Origin of the sequence: Nonomuraea sp. KM90 (genome assembly GCF_052246675.1) — a bacterium.
Lineage (GTDB): Bacteria > Actinomycetota > Actinomycetes > Streptosporangiales > Streptosporangiaceae > Nonomuraea.
Map to the genome: position 1 here is coordinate 54,573 of NZ_JBQQCB010000008.1, position 16,727 is coordinate 71,299.

The 16,727-nt window shown below is 68.3% G+C and carries 18 protein-coding genes and 4 tRNA genes; 9 read left to right on the top strand and 13 right to left on the bottom strand.

Features of this window, described 5'->3' with window-relative positions:
- Nucleotides 1–60: 60 nt before the first annotated feature.
- From ACTWPW_RS11860 to ACTWPW_RS11870, 3 genes are all read left to right on the top strand, one after another.
- Entirely contained in the window at nt 61–645 is a 585-nt protein-coding gene (locus ACTWPW_RS11860) for an exonuclease (RefSeq protein WP_443168706.1), read from the top strand.
- Nucleotides 646–714: 69 nt separating this feature from the next.
- The gene (locus ACTWPW_RS11865) at nt 715–1,218 is read left to right on the top strand and encodes a hypothetical protein (protein WP_375117965.1); all 504 of its coding nucleotides are present in this window, start codon (nt 715–717) and stop codon (nt 1,216–1,218) included.
- 90 nt (nt 1,219–1,308) lie between these two features.
- The gene (locus ACTWPW_RS11870; RefSeq protein ID WP_443168707.1) at nt 1,309–2,109 is read left to right on the top strand and encodes a hypothetical protein; all 801 of its coding nucleotides are present in this window, start codon (nt 1,309–1,311) and stop codon (nt 2,107–2,109) included.
- 51 nt (nt 2,110–2,160) lie between these two features.
- On the opposite strand, the gene ACTWPW_RS11875 is transcribed toward ACTWPW_RS11870, so the two are convergent.
- From ACTWPW_RS11875 to ACTWPW_RS11885, 3 genes are read right to left on the bottom strand one after another with little or no spacing between them, the layout of a single operon-like run.
- Nucleotides 2,161–3,021 carry a fructosamine kinase family protein gene (locus ACTWPW_RS11875; protein ID WP_443168708.1) on the bottom strand — a complete coding sequence of 287 codons (861 nt, stop codon included), beginning with the start codon at nt 3,019–3,021 and terminating at the stop codon, nt 2,161–2,163.
- Nucleotides 3,018–3,590 carry a class I SAM-dependent methyltransferase gene (locus ACTWPW_RS11880; RefSeq protein WP_375117962.1) on the bottom strand — a complete coding sequence of 191 codons (573 nt, stop codon included), beginning with the start codon at nt 3,588–3,590 and terminating at the stop codon, nt 3,018–3,020. Before ACTWPW_RS11880 ends, ACTWPW_RS11875 begins: the two co-directional genes overlap by 4 nt.
- Nucleotides 3,591–3,616: 26 nt before the next feature.
- Nucleotides 3,617–4,324: an HAD family hydrolase gene (locus ACTWPW_RS11885; protein ID WP_443168709.1), complete on the bottom strand. Its 708-nt coding sequence runs from the start codon at nt 4,322–4,324 to the stop codon at nt 3,617–3,619.
- Between the two features lie 179 nt (nt 4,325–4,503).
- Here ACTWPW_RS11885 and ACTWPW_RS11890 point away from each other — a divergent pair, with 179 nt between their 5' ends.
- Entirely contained in the window at nt 4,504–6,543 is a 2,040-nt protein-coding gene (locus tag ACTWPW_RS11890; protein WP_443168710.1) for a cellulose binding domain-containing protein, read from the top strand.
- A gap of 52 nt (nt 6,544–6,595) precedes the next feature.
- Nucleotides 6,596–6,916: a hypothetical protein gene (locus ACTWPW_RS11895; RefSeq protein WP_443168711.1), complete on the top strand. Its 321-nt coding sequence runs from the start codon at nt 6,596–6,598 to the stop codon at nt 6,914–6,916.
- A gap of 159 nt (nt 6,917–7,075) precedes the next feature.
- On the opposite strand, the gene ACTWPW_RS11900 is transcribed toward ACTWPW_RS11895, so the two are convergent.
- The 6 genes from ACTWPW_RS11900 to ACTWPW_RS11925 form a co-directional block, all read right to left on the bottom strand.
- The gene (locus ACTWPW_RS11900) at nt 7,076–7,483 is read right to left on the bottom strand and encodes a PIN domain-containing protein (protein ID WP_375117958.1); all 408 of its coding nucleotides are present in this window, start codon (nt 7,481–7,483) and stop codon (nt 7,076–7,078) included.
- Nucleotides 7,468–7,728: a type II toxin-antitoxin system Phd/YefM family antitoxin gene (locus ACTWPW_RS11905; protein WP_103963733.1), complete on the bottom strand. Its 261-nt coding sequence runs from the start codon at nt 7,726–7,728 to the stop codon at nt 7,468–7,470. Before ACTWPW_RS11905 ends, ACTWPW_RS11900 begins: the two co-directional genes overlap by 16 nt.
- 264 nt (nt 7,729–7,992) lie before the next feature.
- Nucleotides 7,993–8,069, bottom strand: a tRNA-Phe gene (locus ACTWPW_RS11910).
- A gap of 5 nt (nt 8,070–8,074) precedes the next feature.
- Nucleotides 8,075–8,149 (bottom strand) — tRNA-Asp (locus tag ACTWPW_RS11915).
- Nucleotides 8,150–8,248: 99 nt separating this feature from the next.
- Nucleotides 8,249–8,321 (bottom strand) — tRNA-Glu (locus ACTWPW_RS11920).
- Nucleotides 8,322–9,824, bottom strand: a complete 1,503-nt coding sequence (locus ACTWPW_RS11925; protein WP_443168712.1) for a metallophosphoesterase family protein — start codon at nt 9,822–9,824, stop codon at nt 8,322–8,324.
- A 93-nt stretch (nt 9,825–9,917) separates the two neighbouring features.
- On the opposite strand from ACTWPW_RS11925, the gene ACTWPW_RS11930 reads away from it, so the two are divergent.
- Complete coding sequence (locus tag ACTWPW_RS11930) at nt 9,918–10,268, top strand: metallopeptidase family protein (protein WP_375117951.1); 351 nt, start codon at nt 9,918–9,920, stop codon at nt 10,266–10,268.
- 110 nt (nt 10,269–10,378) lie between these two features.
- Complete coding sequence (locus ACTWPW_RS11935) at nt 10,379–11,662, top strand: MFS transporter (RefSeq protein WP_443168713.1); 1,284 nt, start codon at nt 10,379–10,381, stop codon at nt 11,660–11,662.
- Here the strand turns inward: ACTWPW_RS11935 and ACTWPW_RS11940 are convergent, their stop codons facing one another.
- Nucleotides 11,663–11,950, bottom strand: a complete 288-nt coding sequence (locus ACTWPW_RS11940; protein ID WP_364124575.1) for a PspC domain-containing protein — start codon at nt 11,948–11,950, stop codon at nt 11,663–11,665.
- Between the two features lie 91 nt (nt 11,951–12,041).
- Here ACTWPW_RS11940 and ACTWPW_RS11945 point away from each other — a divergent pair, with 91 nt between their 5' ends.
- A complete protein-coding gene (locus ACTWPW_RS11945; protein ID WP_443168714.1) occupies nt 12,042–13,196 on the top strand; it encodes an acyl-CoA dehydrogenase family protein in 1,155 nt (384 codons plus the stop codon).
- A 49-nt stretch (nt 13,197–13,245) separates the two neighbouring features.
- Nucleotides 13,246–13,321 (top strand) — tRNA-Lys (locus ACTWPW_RS11950).
- A 237-nt stretch (nt 13,322–13,558) separates the two neighbouring features.
- Here the strand turns inward: ACTWPW_RS11950 and ACTWPW_RS11955 are convergent.
- The 3 genes from ACTWPW_RS11955 to ACTWPW_RS11965 form a co-directional block, all read right to left on the bottom strand.
- Entirely contained in the window at nt 13,559–14,350 is a 792-nt protein-coding gene (locus ACTWPW_RS11955; protein ID WP_443168715.1) for a tyrosine-type recombinase/integrase, read from the bottom strand.
- Between the two features lie 510 nt (nt 14,351–14,860).
- Nucleotides 14,861–15,295: a VOC family protein gene (locus tag ACTWPW_RS11960; RefSeq protein ID WP_138667703.1), complete on the bottom strand. Its 435-nt coding sequence runs from the start codon at nt 15,293–15,295 to the stop codon at nt 14,861–14,863.
- 562 nt (nt 15,296–15,857) lie between these two features.
- Nucleotides 15,858–16,613, bottom strand: coding sequence for a tyrosine-type recombinase/integrase (locus tag ACTWPW_RS11965; protein WP_443168716.1), 756 nt, complete (start codon nt 16,611–16,613; stop codon nt 15,858–15,860).
- Between the last annotated feature and the right edge of the window lie 114 nt (nt 16,614–16,727).

Below are 16,727 nucleotides of genomic sequence, written 5' to 3' on the forward strand. Positions count from 1 at the left end.
CGGATCCACCAGGCCCGTGTGCGGATGTCGTGAAGATGTCGTGCAGCTATTCTTTCGGCCGTGTCCGAACTTCCTGAGTTGTACGTCGCCGTGGACGTCGAGGCAGACGGGCCCATTCCCGGGCCGTACAGCATGATCTCCCTCGGCATGGCCGTGGCCGGGCGGGAGCACCTCACGTTCTACACGGAGCTGCGGCCGATCTCCGACGACTTCGTGCCCGAGGCGCTGGCCGTCTCCGGGCTCGACCGCGACCGGCTGCTGCGGGAGGCGCCGCCCCCTGAGGTGGCGATGGCGGCGGCCGCCCGCTGGGTGAACGGCCTGCGCAAGATCGGGCGGCCGGTGTTCCTGGCCGCGCCCGCGGTGTGGGACGGCATGTTCGTGCACTGGTACTTCCTGCGGTTCACCGGGAAGAGCCCGTTCGGGGCGACCGGCTCAGGGGTGGACCTGCGGAGCTACTGGATGGGGCTGACCGGCTGCGAGTGGGTGGAGACGCACAAGGGGAAGATCAAGCGGCGGCTGGGCCTGGAGGGGGTGCCGCACACGCACCACGCGGGTGAGGACGCCGCCGAGCTGGCCCAGGTTGTTCGACGCCGTGCTGAGGCGCGAGGCGACCTGAGTTCTCACCAGATCTTCAGAATTCGCTGAGAGTACTCTGAGGATGCGCGGAGACGTTGGAGGCGAAAGAGACCCTCGCACCGGACGGTGGTCCCGCACATGACCTCAACTCCCCCTCAGACCACCCAGCGGCCGACACGCCGGCTCGCCCCCGCCGGCACCGCGGCCCTGCGGCTCGGGCTCCTGGCGCTGGTCGCGATCGGTATCGTGGGCGCCGCCCTCGAGCTCGCCTTCGAACGCCACTGGCAGAGCCCCGTCCAGTTCATCCCCTGGGTGGCCCTGGCGCTGCTCGCGGTGGCACTGGTGCTGCTCGCGCTGCGCGACTCCGGGCGCGCGCTCACCGCCGTACGCGTGCTCGCGGCGGTCGTCCTGGTGGCCTCGGCGTACGGCGTCTTCATGCACGTGTCCGTCAACCACGGCATGGGCGCGATGGACCCCGGCTGGGACTCGTTCTCGCCGCTCACCCAGTGGTGGTACGCGCTGACGAAGTCGGTCGGGACGGCCCCGCCGCTCGCGCCGGGCATGCTGGCACAGAGCTCCCTGCTCCTCCTGCTGGCGAGCCTGACCTCGAAGCGGAGGGGGAATTCCGTGAACACGAGCTGAACGCACCCGCACCATTTCGGAACCTTCTCCTCATTTTCCGCGTCACATCAGGGCAATAGCACTGCGACTGATGAGGCTGGTGAGGTTGGAGTGGCGTTACGACGGATATTCGTCGCGGCGGTCGTGATGGCGGCCACCGCGGCAAGCGCCGAAGGGGCGGCGGCCAGGGTCGCGCCCCGCCCGGCGGCCCAGACGGCCACCGTTGCCGAGTCGGCCCGACCGGCCGGGCTGGACGTGCCCGCGGTGGCGCCCACCACGAAGACCGCCGAGGCCGAGCCGGTGTGCGCCCGGCTCAAGGGCGCGGAGGCGTGCGTGGGCCCCGACGGCAGCGACCGGCCCGGCATCACGATCGAGGACACGAGCGACGACCGCCGCCACCCCGCGGTCGAGTACTACCTGAACGGCTACCTCGGCACCAAGTACGTCATCCACAACCTGGGCCGCGACGGCGAGGTACGCGGCAGCCGCGAGATCGGCAGGACCGTCACCTTCCGCGCCGCCCTCTACCAGGGCGACCGCCGGGTCAAGTACGGCCGCTGGAAGACGGTCCGCAACGTCGCGAAATATCCGGTTAATCGTGACACCCGCACGACCCCCGCCGCCGCCCGCGCCAAGTCCAGGGTGTGCACCTCGACGAAGGGCGCCGCGACCACCTGCTTCTCCGAGCGCAACACCCACGTCTACGCCTGCGACACCGCGGCCGACGAGTATCAGGCGCGCGCCGAGTACTTCGTCGCCGGCGACCCGACCGCCCGCTTCGAGATCCACCAGCTCGCCGGCGTCGGCACCTGCGGCAAGGCCGAGCACGGCGACCTGTCCATCAGCATGTACCGCGCCTCGGTGTTCGACCACGGCCGCCGCAAGGCCACGAGGCTCTACAAGTACAACTAGACGGGCGCGGCTGTAGGGCGCGAGAAGGGTGCGACTAGTAGAAGGGCGCGACTAGAAGGGTGCGATGGTCTCCCGCACGGCCTGCGCGCACTCCTTGGCGTTGTCGTCGTGGGCGATGCTGCTCAGCAGCTCCCGCAGGTGGAACACCCGCATGCGCTCCTGCCAGCCGCTCGGCAGGGGCGCCAGGGCCGCGTACACCTCGAAGAAGCGCTCGGAGGCCGGTGGGCGCGGCGAGCACCACAACATGCTGAGGTCGGCCTCCGCCCAGCTGTAGGAGACGGCCGGATCGATCAGCGCCGGGCCGCCCGCCCGCGCGGAGAGGATGTTCTCCAGCCACAGGTCGCCGTGCGTGAGCACCGGCGGGGCCGGCGGCAGCAGCTCGGGCAGGGCGGCGCAGAGGCGTTCGAGGGCACGGCGCTCCTCGCGGTCCAGCGCCGCCGCCACTTCCGGCTCGCTCAGCCAGCGCAGGATCCGGCGCTCGGCGAAGAAGGCGTGCCCGTCGTCGTCCCAGGTGTTGTCCTGCCGCAGGCGGCCCAGCCAGCCGTCCCGGTGCCAGCCGAACCGGTCGCCGGTCGTGGCGGTGTGCAGGGCGGCGACCGTACGCGCCAGGTCCTCCCAGAACCGCTCCCCGTCGCCGCGCGGCGGGAGCGGTTCGAGCACGAGCAGGTCCGGCGTCACCGCCAGCACCTCGGGGGTGGTCACGCCGCCCAGTTCGCGCAGCGCGCGCAGCCCTTCGGCCTCCACCTCGAAGAGGTCCGAGCCGGCCGTGCGCAGCGTCTTGGCGAACACCTCGGAGCCGTCGCGCAGCGTCACCAGCCCCGCCAGCGCCACCACGCCGCCGGGAGCCACGCGTACGGACTCCGCCTCGAACCCGGCGGCCCGCACGCGGGTCAGCAGCAGCTCCACGCTCACCGCCCGTACACGAGCAGGTAGCGCCAGAAGAGCAGCCTGCGGATGGTGGCACCGGGCAGCAGGTCGGCCGCCTCCCGCCGGATCTCCGCCAGCGACATCTCCGGCTGCTTGACCGGCGCCGGGCTCGGGGTGCCCCGGCCCGCCATCGCCAGCCTGGCGGCCGCGTTGACCGGGATGGCGGCCAGGGACCAGGCGTGGTCCGTCGCCGACACCTCCGAGTAGCAGCCGAGGACGGCCAGGACGCCGCCGGGGGCCAGGGCGTCCCGCAACCTGGCGACCGTGCCGAACGGCACGTGGTGGATGCTCGCCAGGCAGGAGATGTAGTCGTAGCGGCCCGCGGGCAGCTCCATCTCCGTGATGTCGGCGTGGTGGTAACGCACGCCCGGCGCGGGGCCGGCCGCCTCGATCACCTCCGCGGCCGGGTCGACCGCGTCCACCTCCAGCCCGCGGCCCGCGAGCCGGCGCGCGAACCCGCCGGTCCCGCAGCCGACGTCCAGCGCCGTCCTGGCGCCGCGCGGCACCAGGCGCAGGAGCCGTCCGTGGTAGTGGTCGTTGTGGCTGAAGGTCAATTCCGCACCGCCTCACGATCATCCGCTCAGTGAGCGGAGGTTAGCAGCCGGTCCGGCAGGTCGAACACGGATCCGAGCCGCCGCTCCTCCGGGACCGCCGCCCGCCGGTGGGGGTCGATGAGGTACGCCGCCATGCCGCAGCGCTCGGGCCCCGCGAAGTCCGGCCCGTAGGTGTCGCCCACGAAGACGGCGGAGGACGCCTCGATGCCCAGCACGTCGAGGGCGGTGGCGTAGATCTCCGGGTGCGGCTTGCGCCAGCCGACCTCGACCGAGGTGATCACGGCGTCGAACGACTCCAGCAGCCCCATCGCCGCCAGGTGCCCGGGCACGAGCGTCGCAAGGTGCGTGTTGGACACGACGGCGAGCCGGTGCCCGGCCGACAGCTCCTCGACGAGACCCGAGAGGCCGGGCAGGTAGTGGACGCCGGTGTTCCATTCCGCCACGTAAAGGGTGACGAACTCCTCGACCTCGGCCGGGGCCGGCTCGTGCGGCAGCACCCGGCCGAGGAACGCCGTGCCGGCCTCGGCCATCGAGAACTCGTGGTCGTCCAGGTCGCTGAGCCGGTCGAACTCTGCCGAGGTGCGCGACCAGCCGTCCAGGAACTCCTCGTACGGCAGGCTCGCCCCGAGCCGGCGCAGCAGCGCGTAGGTGGAGCGGTAGCCCTGCTCCGTCCGGCTGGGCGAGTACTCGACGAGCGTGCCGAAGAAGTCGAAGAGGATGTGTGTCCGACGCATGAAGCCTCGCCTCGCCGCCCGAGTAACCGGTACGCCCTGCCGGACCGGCCGGTCCATCATGGCATCCGGCCCCCGGTCTGAAAGTTTCAGCCGTAATTGACGGGTGCCAGGCCACGCCCCATGATCATGATGCTTCGAGGCAATACCACTATCCATGCGTTTCATGGCGAGGTGCGCCGATGCCGAAAACCCCCTTACGAGCCGCGTTGGCCGTCCTGCTGACGCTGACCGCCCTGAGCACCCCCAGCGCGTACGCCGACGACCCCGCCCCCGTCGCGGTGACCGTCAACGCCCGCGCCGCGCTCGCCGCCGTCCCCGAGACGGGCCTGGGCACCAACCACGCGATCTGGGACTCGAACCTGGGCACCGACGCGACCGCCGACCTGCTCAAGGACGCGGGCATGAAGCTGCTGCGCTACCCCGGCGGCTCCTACTCCGACATCTACCACTGGGCCGACCACACCGCCCCCGGCGGGTACGTGGCGCCCGACACCGACTTCGACACGTTCATGCGCGGCGTGCGCCGTACCGGGGCGCAACCGATGGTGACGGCCAACTACGGCACCGGCACCGCCGAGGAGGCCGCGGCCTGGGTCCGGCACGCCAACGTCACCAAGGGGTACGGGGTCAAGTACTGGGAGATCGGCAACGAGAACTACGGCAACGGCCACTACGGCGCCGCCTGGGAGGCCGACGACCACGCCGACAAGAGCCCGAACGAGTACGCCCGCCACGTCGTGGCCTACGCGGACGCGATGAAGGCGGTCGACCCCACCATCAAGATCGGCGCGGTCCTGACCACGCCCGCCAACTGGCCCGACGCCATCGTCGCCGAGGGCGACAGCGGCACCTGGAACAAGGTCGTCCTGTCCGCCGCCGGATCGAAGATCGACTTCGTCATCCTGCACTGGTACCCCGGCGCCCTGGACAGGACCGGCCACGTCCCCGACATGATCCAGCTCACCCGCGACCAGATCGCCAAATACGCCGGGCCCGGCTCGGAGCGGATCGGCATCGCGATGACCGAGTTCAACACCGGCAGCAGCAGCAACGGCACGAACACCCAGCCCGGCGCGCTGGCCGCCGCCGACGCCTACGCGACACTGCTGGCCAACGGGGTGTTCACGGTCGACTGGTGGAACGTGCACAACGGCATCGGCGCCGTCACCGAGGTCGAGGGGCACACCGACTACGGCGACTTCGGCCTGCTGTCGAGCGGCGGGTGCACCTCCGACGGCAGCGTCTGCGAGCCGCCGCTCAACACGCCCTTCGCCCCGTACTACGCGCTGCAGATGATGAGCAAGTTCGCCCGCCCCGGCGACCGGTTCGTCCGCGCCGCGACCGACCAGCCGAAGGTCACCGCGCACGCCGCCCGCCGCCCCAACGGCGACCTGGCCGTCATGCTGATCAACACCTCGTCCGACACGTCGTACCCGGCCGCGATCGGCTACTCCGGCTTCACCCCCGCCTCCGGCGCGCCCACCGTGCTGACCCACACCAACGGCGCCCAGAGCATCACCACGTCCACCACCGGGAGCGCGACCGCCCAGACGCTGCCGCCGCTCTCCCTGACCACGATCGTCCTGCGCCCCACCACCCAGCAGGCCGGCCGCCCCGGCGCCCCGGGCCAGCCCACCGCCACCGGCGTGACGGACAGATCCGCCACGATCACCTGGCCCGCCGCCGCCCCCGGCTCGCGCCCGATCGCCAAGTACGAGGTCCACCGCCAGAACGGCGCCGTCACCGAGCAACTCGGCGAGACCGCCGGCACCAGCCTCACCGTCCACAACCTCAAGCCCGGCACCCGGTACACCCTCAACGTGATCGCCCGCGACAGCGGCGGCACGCAGTCCTGGCCCTCGCCCCCGGTGACCTTCACCACCGGCACCCCCGCCACCAGCTCCTGCTCGGTCCGGCTCACCGTCCAGTCCGACTGGGCCAGCGGATACGTCGGCGCCATCGACATCACCAACAACGGCGCCCCCGTCAACGGCTGGACCCTCACCTTCGGCTGGCCGAGAACGTGGCAGAGCCTGGGCAGCGGCTGGAGCGCCGTCTGGACGCAGGAGGGGTCGCAGATAAAGGCGGTCAACGAGCCAGGGAACGGCGCACTCGCCACCGGCGCCTCGACCACGATCGGCTTCGTCGGCAACTACACCGGCCCGAACGTCCTCCCATCCGTCTTCACCCTGAACGGCACCGTCTGCACCACCCGCTGACAGCCCCCGGGGCCGCCTTCCGGCGGCCCGTCGGGCCAGCAGAAGCGCCGTCATGTCGGCGCTGTTCGACGCTGGTGGTCAGGGACAGGGTCGCACTGCCAAGCTCCCGCTTTTCAGGTGTCGCAATCTGCCTGCTCACTTGTCCGGCTACCGTGAGGCCATCGTCGCTCTCCGTCGGCTCGACGAAGATGTCCTCAGCGTCGAGGCACACCCCAAGAACCTGATCATCCTCATCGATCAGAAGGAACTTCTGCTCGACGGAATCCATGCACTCCATCCTCACCCGCGATCAATGACGTCGCTGTCACTGTTGCTGTCAGAGGAGATCAAAAAGCCCCGAACGGGAATCCGTCCGGGGCATCTTGGCTGGTGAAGTGTGGTGGTCAGGGGCAGGGCCGAACTGCCGACCTTCCGCTTTTCAGGTGTAGCAATCAGCCTGTTGGCAGGCCGCGACCAGGAGGTTGGGGGCCGCCTGTGGTGCCTTCCGTGTAGGACCGGTGGCTGACGTTGCCGTCAGCGTTGCCGTCGACATTCAGCGGGGGACCACCTGTGCACGGACGCCTGGAAGATCATCGAATGCGGCCGAGGCGTCCATCGTGATCACTGTTCTCGCGGTGGCCGCGGCCGTCGCCGCAATCAGGAGATCGTACGCGCCACGAGACTTACCTTCTCGTCGAACATGCGCCATAAGACGAGCATGGACTCTGGCGACGTCTGTCGTGTATTCCTCGACTGGAATCAACGCCAGGACTTCATCCACGAAGGCCTGCCGATTGGGCCGGCGAGCCGCATCGGCCATTTCCACACCGACGAGCAGCTCCGCCACAGTGATCGCCGCGATCGCCACATCATCGGGGTCTTCGATCACCGCGTCCACGGACGCCTTGCCCCGCTCGGCCGCGATGAGCACACCCGTGTCCAGGATCAGGCGTCGGGCCACGTGCCCCTCATCTCGTCGTCGATTGCCTCGCGGGCCGCCGCGACATCAGCCTCGAAATCCGCGTCCAGCGTCCCGGCCCTTCTGGCGAGAAACGCCTTGACCATACGCCCTGGTGCAGTGGGCGCAGGGCCGATCACGGCGATTTGCTTCCCGCCACGAGTCACCACAATGGTCTCCCCGTGCTCCGCCTCGTCTAGGACCGTGGCGAAGCTCCGAGACGCTTCAGTGGCAGTCATCACCTTCATAGAATCAGATTATCTGATGATGTCGGCTCCTGTTCAGTGAGTCGAAGCGTGCCCTTTCTCTCGTGAAGTCACTGACTTCAGCCAAGAAAGGATCAAGCCGTCACATGGCGATGCATAGGCGCGACAGCCGTAGCGATCTGCCAGCCGTTCATCCGGTGCTCACACCCCGACTGCAGATGACCGTCCGCTTCGTTTGTTGCCGTCAGCGGACACAAAAACGCCCCGGAGCGATCTTCGCTTCGGGGCATCTTGACTGTTCAAGGCTGGTGGTCAGGGGCAGGGTCGAACTGCCGACCTTCCGCTTTTCAGGCGGACGCTCGTACCAACTGAGCTACCTGACCCAGAGCGGTCCTGACGGGACTTGAACCCGCGACCTCCACCTTGACAGGGTGGCGAGCACTCCAAACTGCTCTACAGGACCTTGCTTGTCTTGCGTTTCGTGCTGTTTGCGCTCGCTTAGCTTACCAGCTCTTCGGTGGTCTTGGACCAGCCGTTTTGCGGGTGCGCCAGGCGCTCGCAGTGCCCCCAACGGGATTCGAACCCGTGCCGCCGCCTTGAAAGGGCGGTGTCCTAGGCCGCTAGACGATGGGGGCTCAGGATTCCCTGTCGCCTTCCGTCGGAGACCTCTGAAGCATAGGGGACGATTGCCCTTGATGCCAAAGTGGCGGACCGGCGGCCGGCGATGGTGGTGTGCCGCCGATCGTTCCCGTTGGCGACGGGGCGCTCGTTGGCTCTGGGGAAATCATACGTTGTGGGTCGGGCTCCACGTGACGCTGGATGTACACCGACTGCTCCCCCAGCCCGCCCAGCGTGATGTCGTCCCAGGCCTGCAGGCGCTTGGTCTCCTTGTCGAAGTACAGGACGGACGCCTGGACGGGGGTGGGCTGGGCGTGTTCGAGGGCGCGCAGGCCGGCCCCGCCGGTCGAGCCCTGGATGAGCATGCGGGTGCCCGTCGGGAGCATGGTCGTCTTTCGCTCGTGCGTGTGGCCGGCGAGGATCATGGGAGCCGCGCCCGAGAAGCCGCGCCCGATGTCAGGGTCGTGTACGGCGATCAGGTCCGCCTTGCCGACCTTGGCCAGGTGGGAGCGGGCGAAGCGGCCGAGGGCCGCCGGGTCGGAGTCGACGGTGACGGATTTGTCCGGGGTGAAGCGCGGGTCGCCGAGGCCGTAGATGTTCAGGCCGGCCACCTTCTGGGCCCTGTTGTCCAGGACTATGGCGTTCTTCTGCTTCTCCACGGCCTTCTGGGTGGTCATCGAGTCGTGGTTGCCGCGGACGAACACGTACGGGATCTTGAGGGTGCTGATCTCGTCGACGAACTTGTTCTCGGCCTTGGTGCCGTGGTCGGAAATGTCGCCCGTGTCGACGATCACGTTCACGGCGAACTGGTCCTTGAGCGAGCGGATGACGTTCCAGGCGATGGGATTGATGTGGATGTCGGAGATGTGCAGCACCCGGATGCTCTTGGGGTCGGCGTCGTAGAGAGGCAGGGTCGAGACCGTGTCGTACAGCTTCGAGACGTTCGTGACGAGTTTGGTGAGCTGAGACCGGTACGACTCGAACTTCGTGACGATCGACTCCGCGCTGCCGACAAGTGACGGCGCCGCGGCCACCAGCCCCGAATAGCGCGGCTCGACGAGCGAGCTCGGGCGGAAGGTGAGAGCGGCCAGGACTCCGGTGCCCGCGAGGGCCACAGAGGCCGCCAGGAGCCCCAGGAGAGCCACTCTCGGGCGCCTGAAGACCATCAGGACGGCGATCAGGGCCCCGGCCCCGGCACAGAGCAGCGAGCGGATGACGAGGGCGCGTACGCCGTCCAGGAGGTCGCTCTCGATCACGTCCGGCAGGCGGTCGGCCAGGCGCGGATCCTCCAGGAGCGCTTTGGCGCGGTCCTGGTCGATGTTCTCCAGCGTGATGCGCAGCCTGAGCGGCGCGTCGTGGGTGCGGAAGGTGAGGGTGCCGAGCGGGCTGGCGTCCACCACGGTCTCGCCGTTCCAGGCCGGTCGGAGGGACATCCCGGTCTCCACCGGCCCCACCTGGGAACGTACGGTGCCGCTGAAGAAAATGCCCAGCCAGGCGCCCACCGCGGCCACGAGGAGCACAGCCGCGATCCTCGCACCGCGCGATCGAAGGATTGCCTTTGACCTGTGTACGAACTTCATACAGCTTCTTGCTTACCTGACTGAGGGGGCAGAATGGCAACTGTGATCGAGGTTTCGCGGGAGAAGTTCGAGGAACTCGTGGCCGAGGCGTTGGACACGATTCCTCCGGAGCTCACGCGCGCCATGAGTAACGTCGTCGTCACTGTCGTCGATGATCCGCCGGAGCCCCACCTGCTCGGCCTGTACACCGGTGTCCCCCTCACGGAACGCGGCGACTGGTACTCAGCAGTCCTGCCCGACCGCATCGAGATCTACCGCAATCCGATATGCCAAATTTGCGACACCGAGGACGACGTGGTCGACGAGGTACGCATCACGGTCGTCCATGAAGTCGGGCATCACTTCGGCATCGACGACGCCAGGCTTCACGAATTGGGCTGGTAACCCTTTGCTTTTGGTTGGCTGCTTTGGGTTGCGGCCCGCCCCGTCGGTCGGGCACCTTAGGTGACATAGCGAGCACCCTGAGTCAGGCACAGCGGAGTCCAATGGGGGCCATGCGGGCGCGACGGCCGCCGGGACGGCATCGCCGTGCCGGAGAAGCACCACAAGTCACATATCGCGAAGTCATCGCCGTCAGGGAGTTCCGGGCGCTCTGGTACGGCCAGGGCCTCTCGCTCCTCGGTGATCAGCTCGCGCAGGTGGCGCTCGCCGTGCTCGTCTACGACCGCACGCGTTCGCCCCTGGCCACGGCTGCGGTGTACGCGCTGACCTACCTCCCCTCCATCGTCGGCGGGCCGCTGCTGGCCGGGCTGGCGGACCGGTTCGCGCGCAGGGGCGTCATGCTGACCTGCGACCTCCTCCGGGCCGTGCTGGTGGGCGCGATGGCGATGCCGGGCATGCCGTTCCCGGTGCTGTGCGCGCTGGTGTTCCTGGTGGTGCTGCTCAGCGCGCCGTTCTCGGCCGCCAGGGCGGCGTTGCTGCCGGAGGTGCTCGAAGGCGACGCGTACGTCATGGGCTCGGCTCTCCAGAACATGACGAACCAGGCCGTTCAGATGCTCGGTTTCGCGGCGGGCGGAGCGTTGATCGCCACCATGGGCCCGTACCGCGCCCTGGCCCTGGACGCAGCCACGTTCCTCGGATCGGCGCTGATCCTGATCTCCGGCGTGCGCCGCCGCCCCGCCGCCCACCGCGACGGCACCAGGCCGTCCATGTGGACGATGACCAGGGGCGGGGCCCGGCTGGTCCTCCGGTCGCGGAAGTTGCGCACGCTGGTGCTCTTCGCGTGGCTCTGCGGCTTCTACATCCTGCCTGAGGGCATCGCCGCGCCCTACGCGGCCAAGCTGTACACGGGCGGGCTGCCGGTGCCGGTGATCACCGGGCTGCTGATGGCGGCGATGCCGGCCGGGACGGTGGTGGGGGCGTTCCTGTTCAGCAGGTTCGTGCCGCCGGCACGGCGGCTGCGGCTCATGGGGTGGATGGCCATGCTGAGCTGCGCGCCGCTGATCGTGACCGCGATCCGGCCGCCGCTGGCCGTGGTGCTCGCGGCGTGGGTCCTGTCGGGGATCGGCGGGGCGTACCAGCTCGCGGCGAATGCCGCCTTCGTGCAGTGCGTACCGGCCGAACGTCGCGCCCAGGCGTTCGGCCTCGTGCAGTCAGGATTGATGGCCGTGCAGGGGATCGGCATCCTGGTGGGCGGTTTCGCGGCGGAGAGACTCGGCCCCGAGCCGGTGGTCGCGCTGGCGGGGATCGCCGGGGTGATCAGCGCGGCCGTGCTCGCCATGATCTGGACCGAGTCTCGCGACAAGCCCGCCCGGGTGCGTGCCCAGGCCGCCGCCTGATCACTGCTGCGGCTTCTGCTCGCCGCTCCAGTCCGTCGCCGCCTTGTTGGCCTGCTGCTTGTTGATCAGGTCCTGGACGATCGAGGTGTCGTGCTCCTCGTCGGGCATGAGGAGCCAGCCGATCGCGTAGATCCCGACGCCGACCCCGCCGAACAGCGTCGCGATCGCCAGCGCGATCCGCACCAGGTTGGCGTCGATGCCCACGTACTCGCCGACACCGGAGCAGACGCCCGCGATGATCCTGCCCTTGTGGGTCCGACGCAGCTTCTTGACGTTGTATTCGCTCATGCCTCAAGACTGCCCGCCGCCCCGGTGTTCGCACATCAGGATTGCCCCTGGTAGAACCCTGGTAGTCCCCTATATGAGGAGAGGACCCGCGATGGACGACCTGCTGCGCCTGGACGACCGGCTCAACCCCGACCAGCGGCTCATCCGCGACACGGTCCGGTCGTTCGTCACCGACCGCATCCTGCCGCACGTCGGGGACTGGTTCGAGGAGGCCGTCTTCCCGGCGCGCGAGTTGGCGCCCGCGCTCGGCTCGCTCGGGCTGCTGGGGATGCACCTGGAGGGGTACGGCTGCGCGGGGACGGACGCGATCTCGTACGGGGTGGCCTGCCGCGAGCTCGAGGCCGGCGACTCCGGCCTGCGCTCCTTCGTGTCGGTCCAGGGATCGCTGGCCATGTTCCCCATCTGGCGTTACGGCTCCGACGAGCAGAAGGACGAGTGGCTGCCCCGGATGGCCGCCGGCGAGGCGATCGGCTGCTTCGGCCTGACGGAGCCGGACCACGGTTCGGACCCGGCCAACATGCGGACTTATGCCAAGAAAGACGGATCCGACTGGATCCTCAACGGCTCCAAGATGTGGATCACCAACGGCTCCATCGCCGACGTCGCCGTCGTGTGGGCCCAGACCGACGAGGGCATCCGCGGCTTCGTCGTACCGACCGCCACGCCCGGCTTCTCCGCCCCTGAGATCCACAAGAAGCTGTCCCTTAGGGCCTCGATCACCTCGTCTCTCTACTTCGACGACCTACGCCTGCCCGCCTCCGCCGTCCTCCCCGGCGTCACCGGCCTGCGCGGCCCGCTCTCCTGCCTCTCGGAAGCCCGCTTCGGCATCATCTGGGGCGTCGTCGGCGCCGCCCGAGCCTGCCTGGAGGCGGCCGTCGACTACTCGAAGACCCGCGTCCAGTTCGACAAGCCGATCGGCGCCTTCCAGCTCACGCAGGAGAAGCTCGCCTGGATGTACGTCGGCACCGCCCAGGCCGGCCTGACCGCGCTGCACCTGGGAGAGCTCAAGGACGCCGGGCAACTGGATCCGAGGCAGATCAGCTTCGGGAAACTGGCCAACGTACGCGCGGCCCTGGACATCGCCCGCCAGGCTCGCACCATCTTGGGGGGTAACGGGATCACGCTGGAGTACCCTGTGATCAGGCACATGAACAACCTGGAGAGCGTGCTGACGTACGAAGGCACCCAGGAAGTCCATACGCTGGTGCTGGGGGAGGCGCTGACGGGCCTGGCGGCTTACCGGTGATGGAGGCGTCGCGGACAGGGCGGTAATCTCTGTACCCTTGCTGGTGCGAGGGGCGTTAGCTCAATTGGCAGAGCTGCGGACTTTTAATCCGTAGGTTCCGGGTTCGAGCCCCGGGCGCCCTACCACTCTCCACCTCGAATCCCGCTTTTGAGCTGGGGTTTCGCCTTGCGGTGGGCTGGGTGCCGGGTGCAGTCACAGGCCACCGGAAGCAGCCGTGTGCCACCCTTCGCGGAATATACGCGGAATCGATCTTGACGCGTTTCCCCTGGTCGGGGTAGGCATTCGGATGAGCACTTCGGGGATTCCGCGACAACGACAAAGGATCCCGAGATGTCCCGGGGTCCTTCTGGCCAGAGGTCCTGTCACGCGGCATCGAGGGCAGTCAGGATGCGCTGGTTCGCGATCTCCCGTTGACCGTCGATGCACTTGGCGTAGACGCGCAGGAGGACGTCCACGCCGTGCCCTGCCCGTTCGGCCGCCTCAGGGGCGTGAACACCGGCATTGAGCCACAGCGACACGGCCGCGTGACGCAGGTCGTAGGGACGGGCCGCCAGCGGTGAGGCGACCTGGTCGGGTGTGAGCGCGTAGGTACGTGCCTCGCGCCAGACCTTCGACACCGTCGAGCCGGGGAACGGCTTACCCGTGCCGCTCCGGAACAGCCGACCATCCTTGGACACACCGTGGTGTTCGATGTGGTGACGAAGGATCTCCACCAGTTCGGGCGGGATCGCTATCGGGCGAGTCTCCTTGTCGCGATGCTTCAAGCCGCGTTCGTCGTGGCTCTCGCCCGAGTCGGTGTAGCGGCTGTTGCTCTCCGGCCGGGTCTTCTCCAGCGTGAGCAGGCCCCATCCCTTCTCGGGCAGGTAGCAGTCCTTCTTACGCAGGCCCGCAGCCTCACCGGGACGAAGGCCGCCGAAGTACATGCACGCGAACATCGCCGCCATCATCGGTCCCCGACTCTTGCCCACGTAGGTAACCGCGACCAGCAGCTCGCGGGCCTGATGCGGGTTGACCACCGAACGACGGTCCACTTCGCCATTGACCTTGGCCTTGCGGAACTTGACCTTGTGCAGCGGGTTGGCCGACAGCTCCTCCAGCTCTACGGCGTATTCCAGGACGTGATGGAAGACCGCCCGCTTGCGCCGGTAGGTCAAGCGGCGGCGCGGCGCGCCGCCGTACCTCCAGCCCTCCGCCCGCCCGCCGTCCGGGCGTGCGGCCTGGGGGCCGGTCCCGGACGGCGGCGGGACACCGGGCCGGGCACCGCACGCCGGCCCCGCCGCACTTCCCGAACGCGCCGACCGGGTTGCCGCGCCGCCGCACAGATGCAGCCCTACGATCGCCACTGCATGGCTGGACGCCGCACATGGTTGGGGGCGATCGACGATCCAGGGTTCGTTCCTCACCCTGGCTCACCGAGGAACGTGGCTGATCACCTCGTGCAGTCGCCCGGCTCAGCCCGCTGGGCCACGCCCACGTGAATTTCCTGGGCCGCTATGCCATCGCTTCGTCCGGGCCTTCCGAGGGACTGCGCGAACTCGGCGAGATCCCCGATCTTCCCGAGATCAACAGCGGCGCGGTGCGAAGGGAGAGCTGACGGACAGCCTTCCCCGTGGGAGCCGATCAGCGAGTCAGGTCTGTGTCGCGTTCAACGAGGTAGACGTTCGTCAGCTCAGGCAGAACTCGTTGCCCTCGATGTCCTGCATCACGAGGCACGACTCGTTTTCTTCATCGGCGGGCAGGAGCCGCACGCGTTTCGCGCCGAGAGGGATCAATCGTGCGCATTCGGCCTCGAGGGTTGCCAGGCGCTCTGCACCGACGAGTCCGGTGCCGACCCGCACGTCAAGGTGCAGCCGATTCTTGACGACCTTGCCTTCGGGGACGCGCTGGAAGTACAGCCGCGGACCGACACCCGAGGGGTCGCTGCATGCGAACCATGAGTCCCGCTGCTCGGGCGGCAGCGTGCGATTGAAGTCGTCCCAACTGGCGAACCCCTCAGGCGGTGCCGGCGCGACGTACCCCAACACCTCGCACCAGAAGCGACCGACACGCTCAGGCGAAGCGCAATCGAAGGCGACTTGAATCTGCTTAACGGATACCATGGGAAAATCCTTCCATAGATCACTATGCATACCGTAATCGCCCACCGTGCACCCCGGCCGGATTGGCGAAGTCCTGAAAAGATCCACAGCGCCGGTCTGAACGCCTCGCCCGTCGAAGGGTTGCGAGATAACCTTCGTTATCTGGCAAGACCAAGATCGAATGGCCATGGTGAGCAGGGAATCATCCCTCGCCTTGCGCGATCCTGACGCCGACGACTCCGACGACGAGGATTGATGGGGATGCCCCCGCGCCGGGTTCCGAACATCTCCCCGCCCAGGGGGTGCCCGTCAAGGACGAGGACGTATGGGCGGTTCCATCAGGGTCGGGTGCGCGCTGAAGGCGGTCGTCCAGGTAAGCAAGATCCGGAACATGTGCGGATTATGACCAGCAGTCGACCAGGACTACGGCACGAAACCCAAGGTCATAGCCGCAGCGGCCCGAAGATGGACCTTCCACAGGCACAACGCTTGGCGGCGGGGGACGCGCCAGCGATCGTGAGCCCACCCCTGAGTTACAGATGAGCCGGGTCGGCAACCGGAGTCGTCCCGCTTACGGGGACGGTCAGCGCGCCTCCGTGCGCCTGATCACGGCGTTCGGTACGGCCCGGCCTTCGGATTCGCCCGCTTCCTCCAAAGGGAGCCTGCCAACGGCATCATCCCGGGTCGGCTCAGTGCCGCACGCGTACCGCACACGCACGGCCGGCGGGCAGGCGTAGAAACCGCTGCGAGAAAGGCGTCTCGCAGGCGAAATTTCTTGCCCTCCAACGGCATGCTTGTCATCGATCGCGAACCGGCGCTTGAGTCGACCCAGAGCTATAAGGATATTGCCAGTAAGACATCGCCCGCGCGGCGTGAACAAGTCTCCGAACGTGAAACACGGATACGCGGGTGGATCTACGCGCAATAGCGCAGCAGGCCCTTTCGGTATGGCGGCAGAGCGAGGGTTTCCAGGGTGCCTTATCGGAGGTGTCGAGGGGCTATGCGGAGAGCAAGTTGCCTCGTCGGTCGCAGGCCATCGCCATCGCAGCCGGCGGGAGGTCTTGCGTGCGGCCGCCAGCACCAGTTTCGCGCTCGCATCCGCCGCCGCCTCGCGGCACACCGTGGGCAGGACCGAGGTGTAGGTGCCGGCCGTGAGCACGATGCTGGAATGGCCCAGCATGCCCTGCACCATCTTCAGGTCGGTGTACGCGGCCGGGGCCAGGCTGGCCGCACCGTGCCGTAGATCGTGCAACCGGATCGGTGGCAGGCCGCTGGCCACGACGAGAGCGTGGAACCGGGCCGTCAGGTAGACAGACAAGACGGTCCAGCGGCCGTTCATGACGCGACCCCGGCCGATGGTCCAAGGTTGGGTGAATTATTCGAACTCAGGAAGCTATCCGGGCCAAGGCCCGGCCCAGCAGACGGCTAGGTATCCGAGGGCAGGAACGCTTTC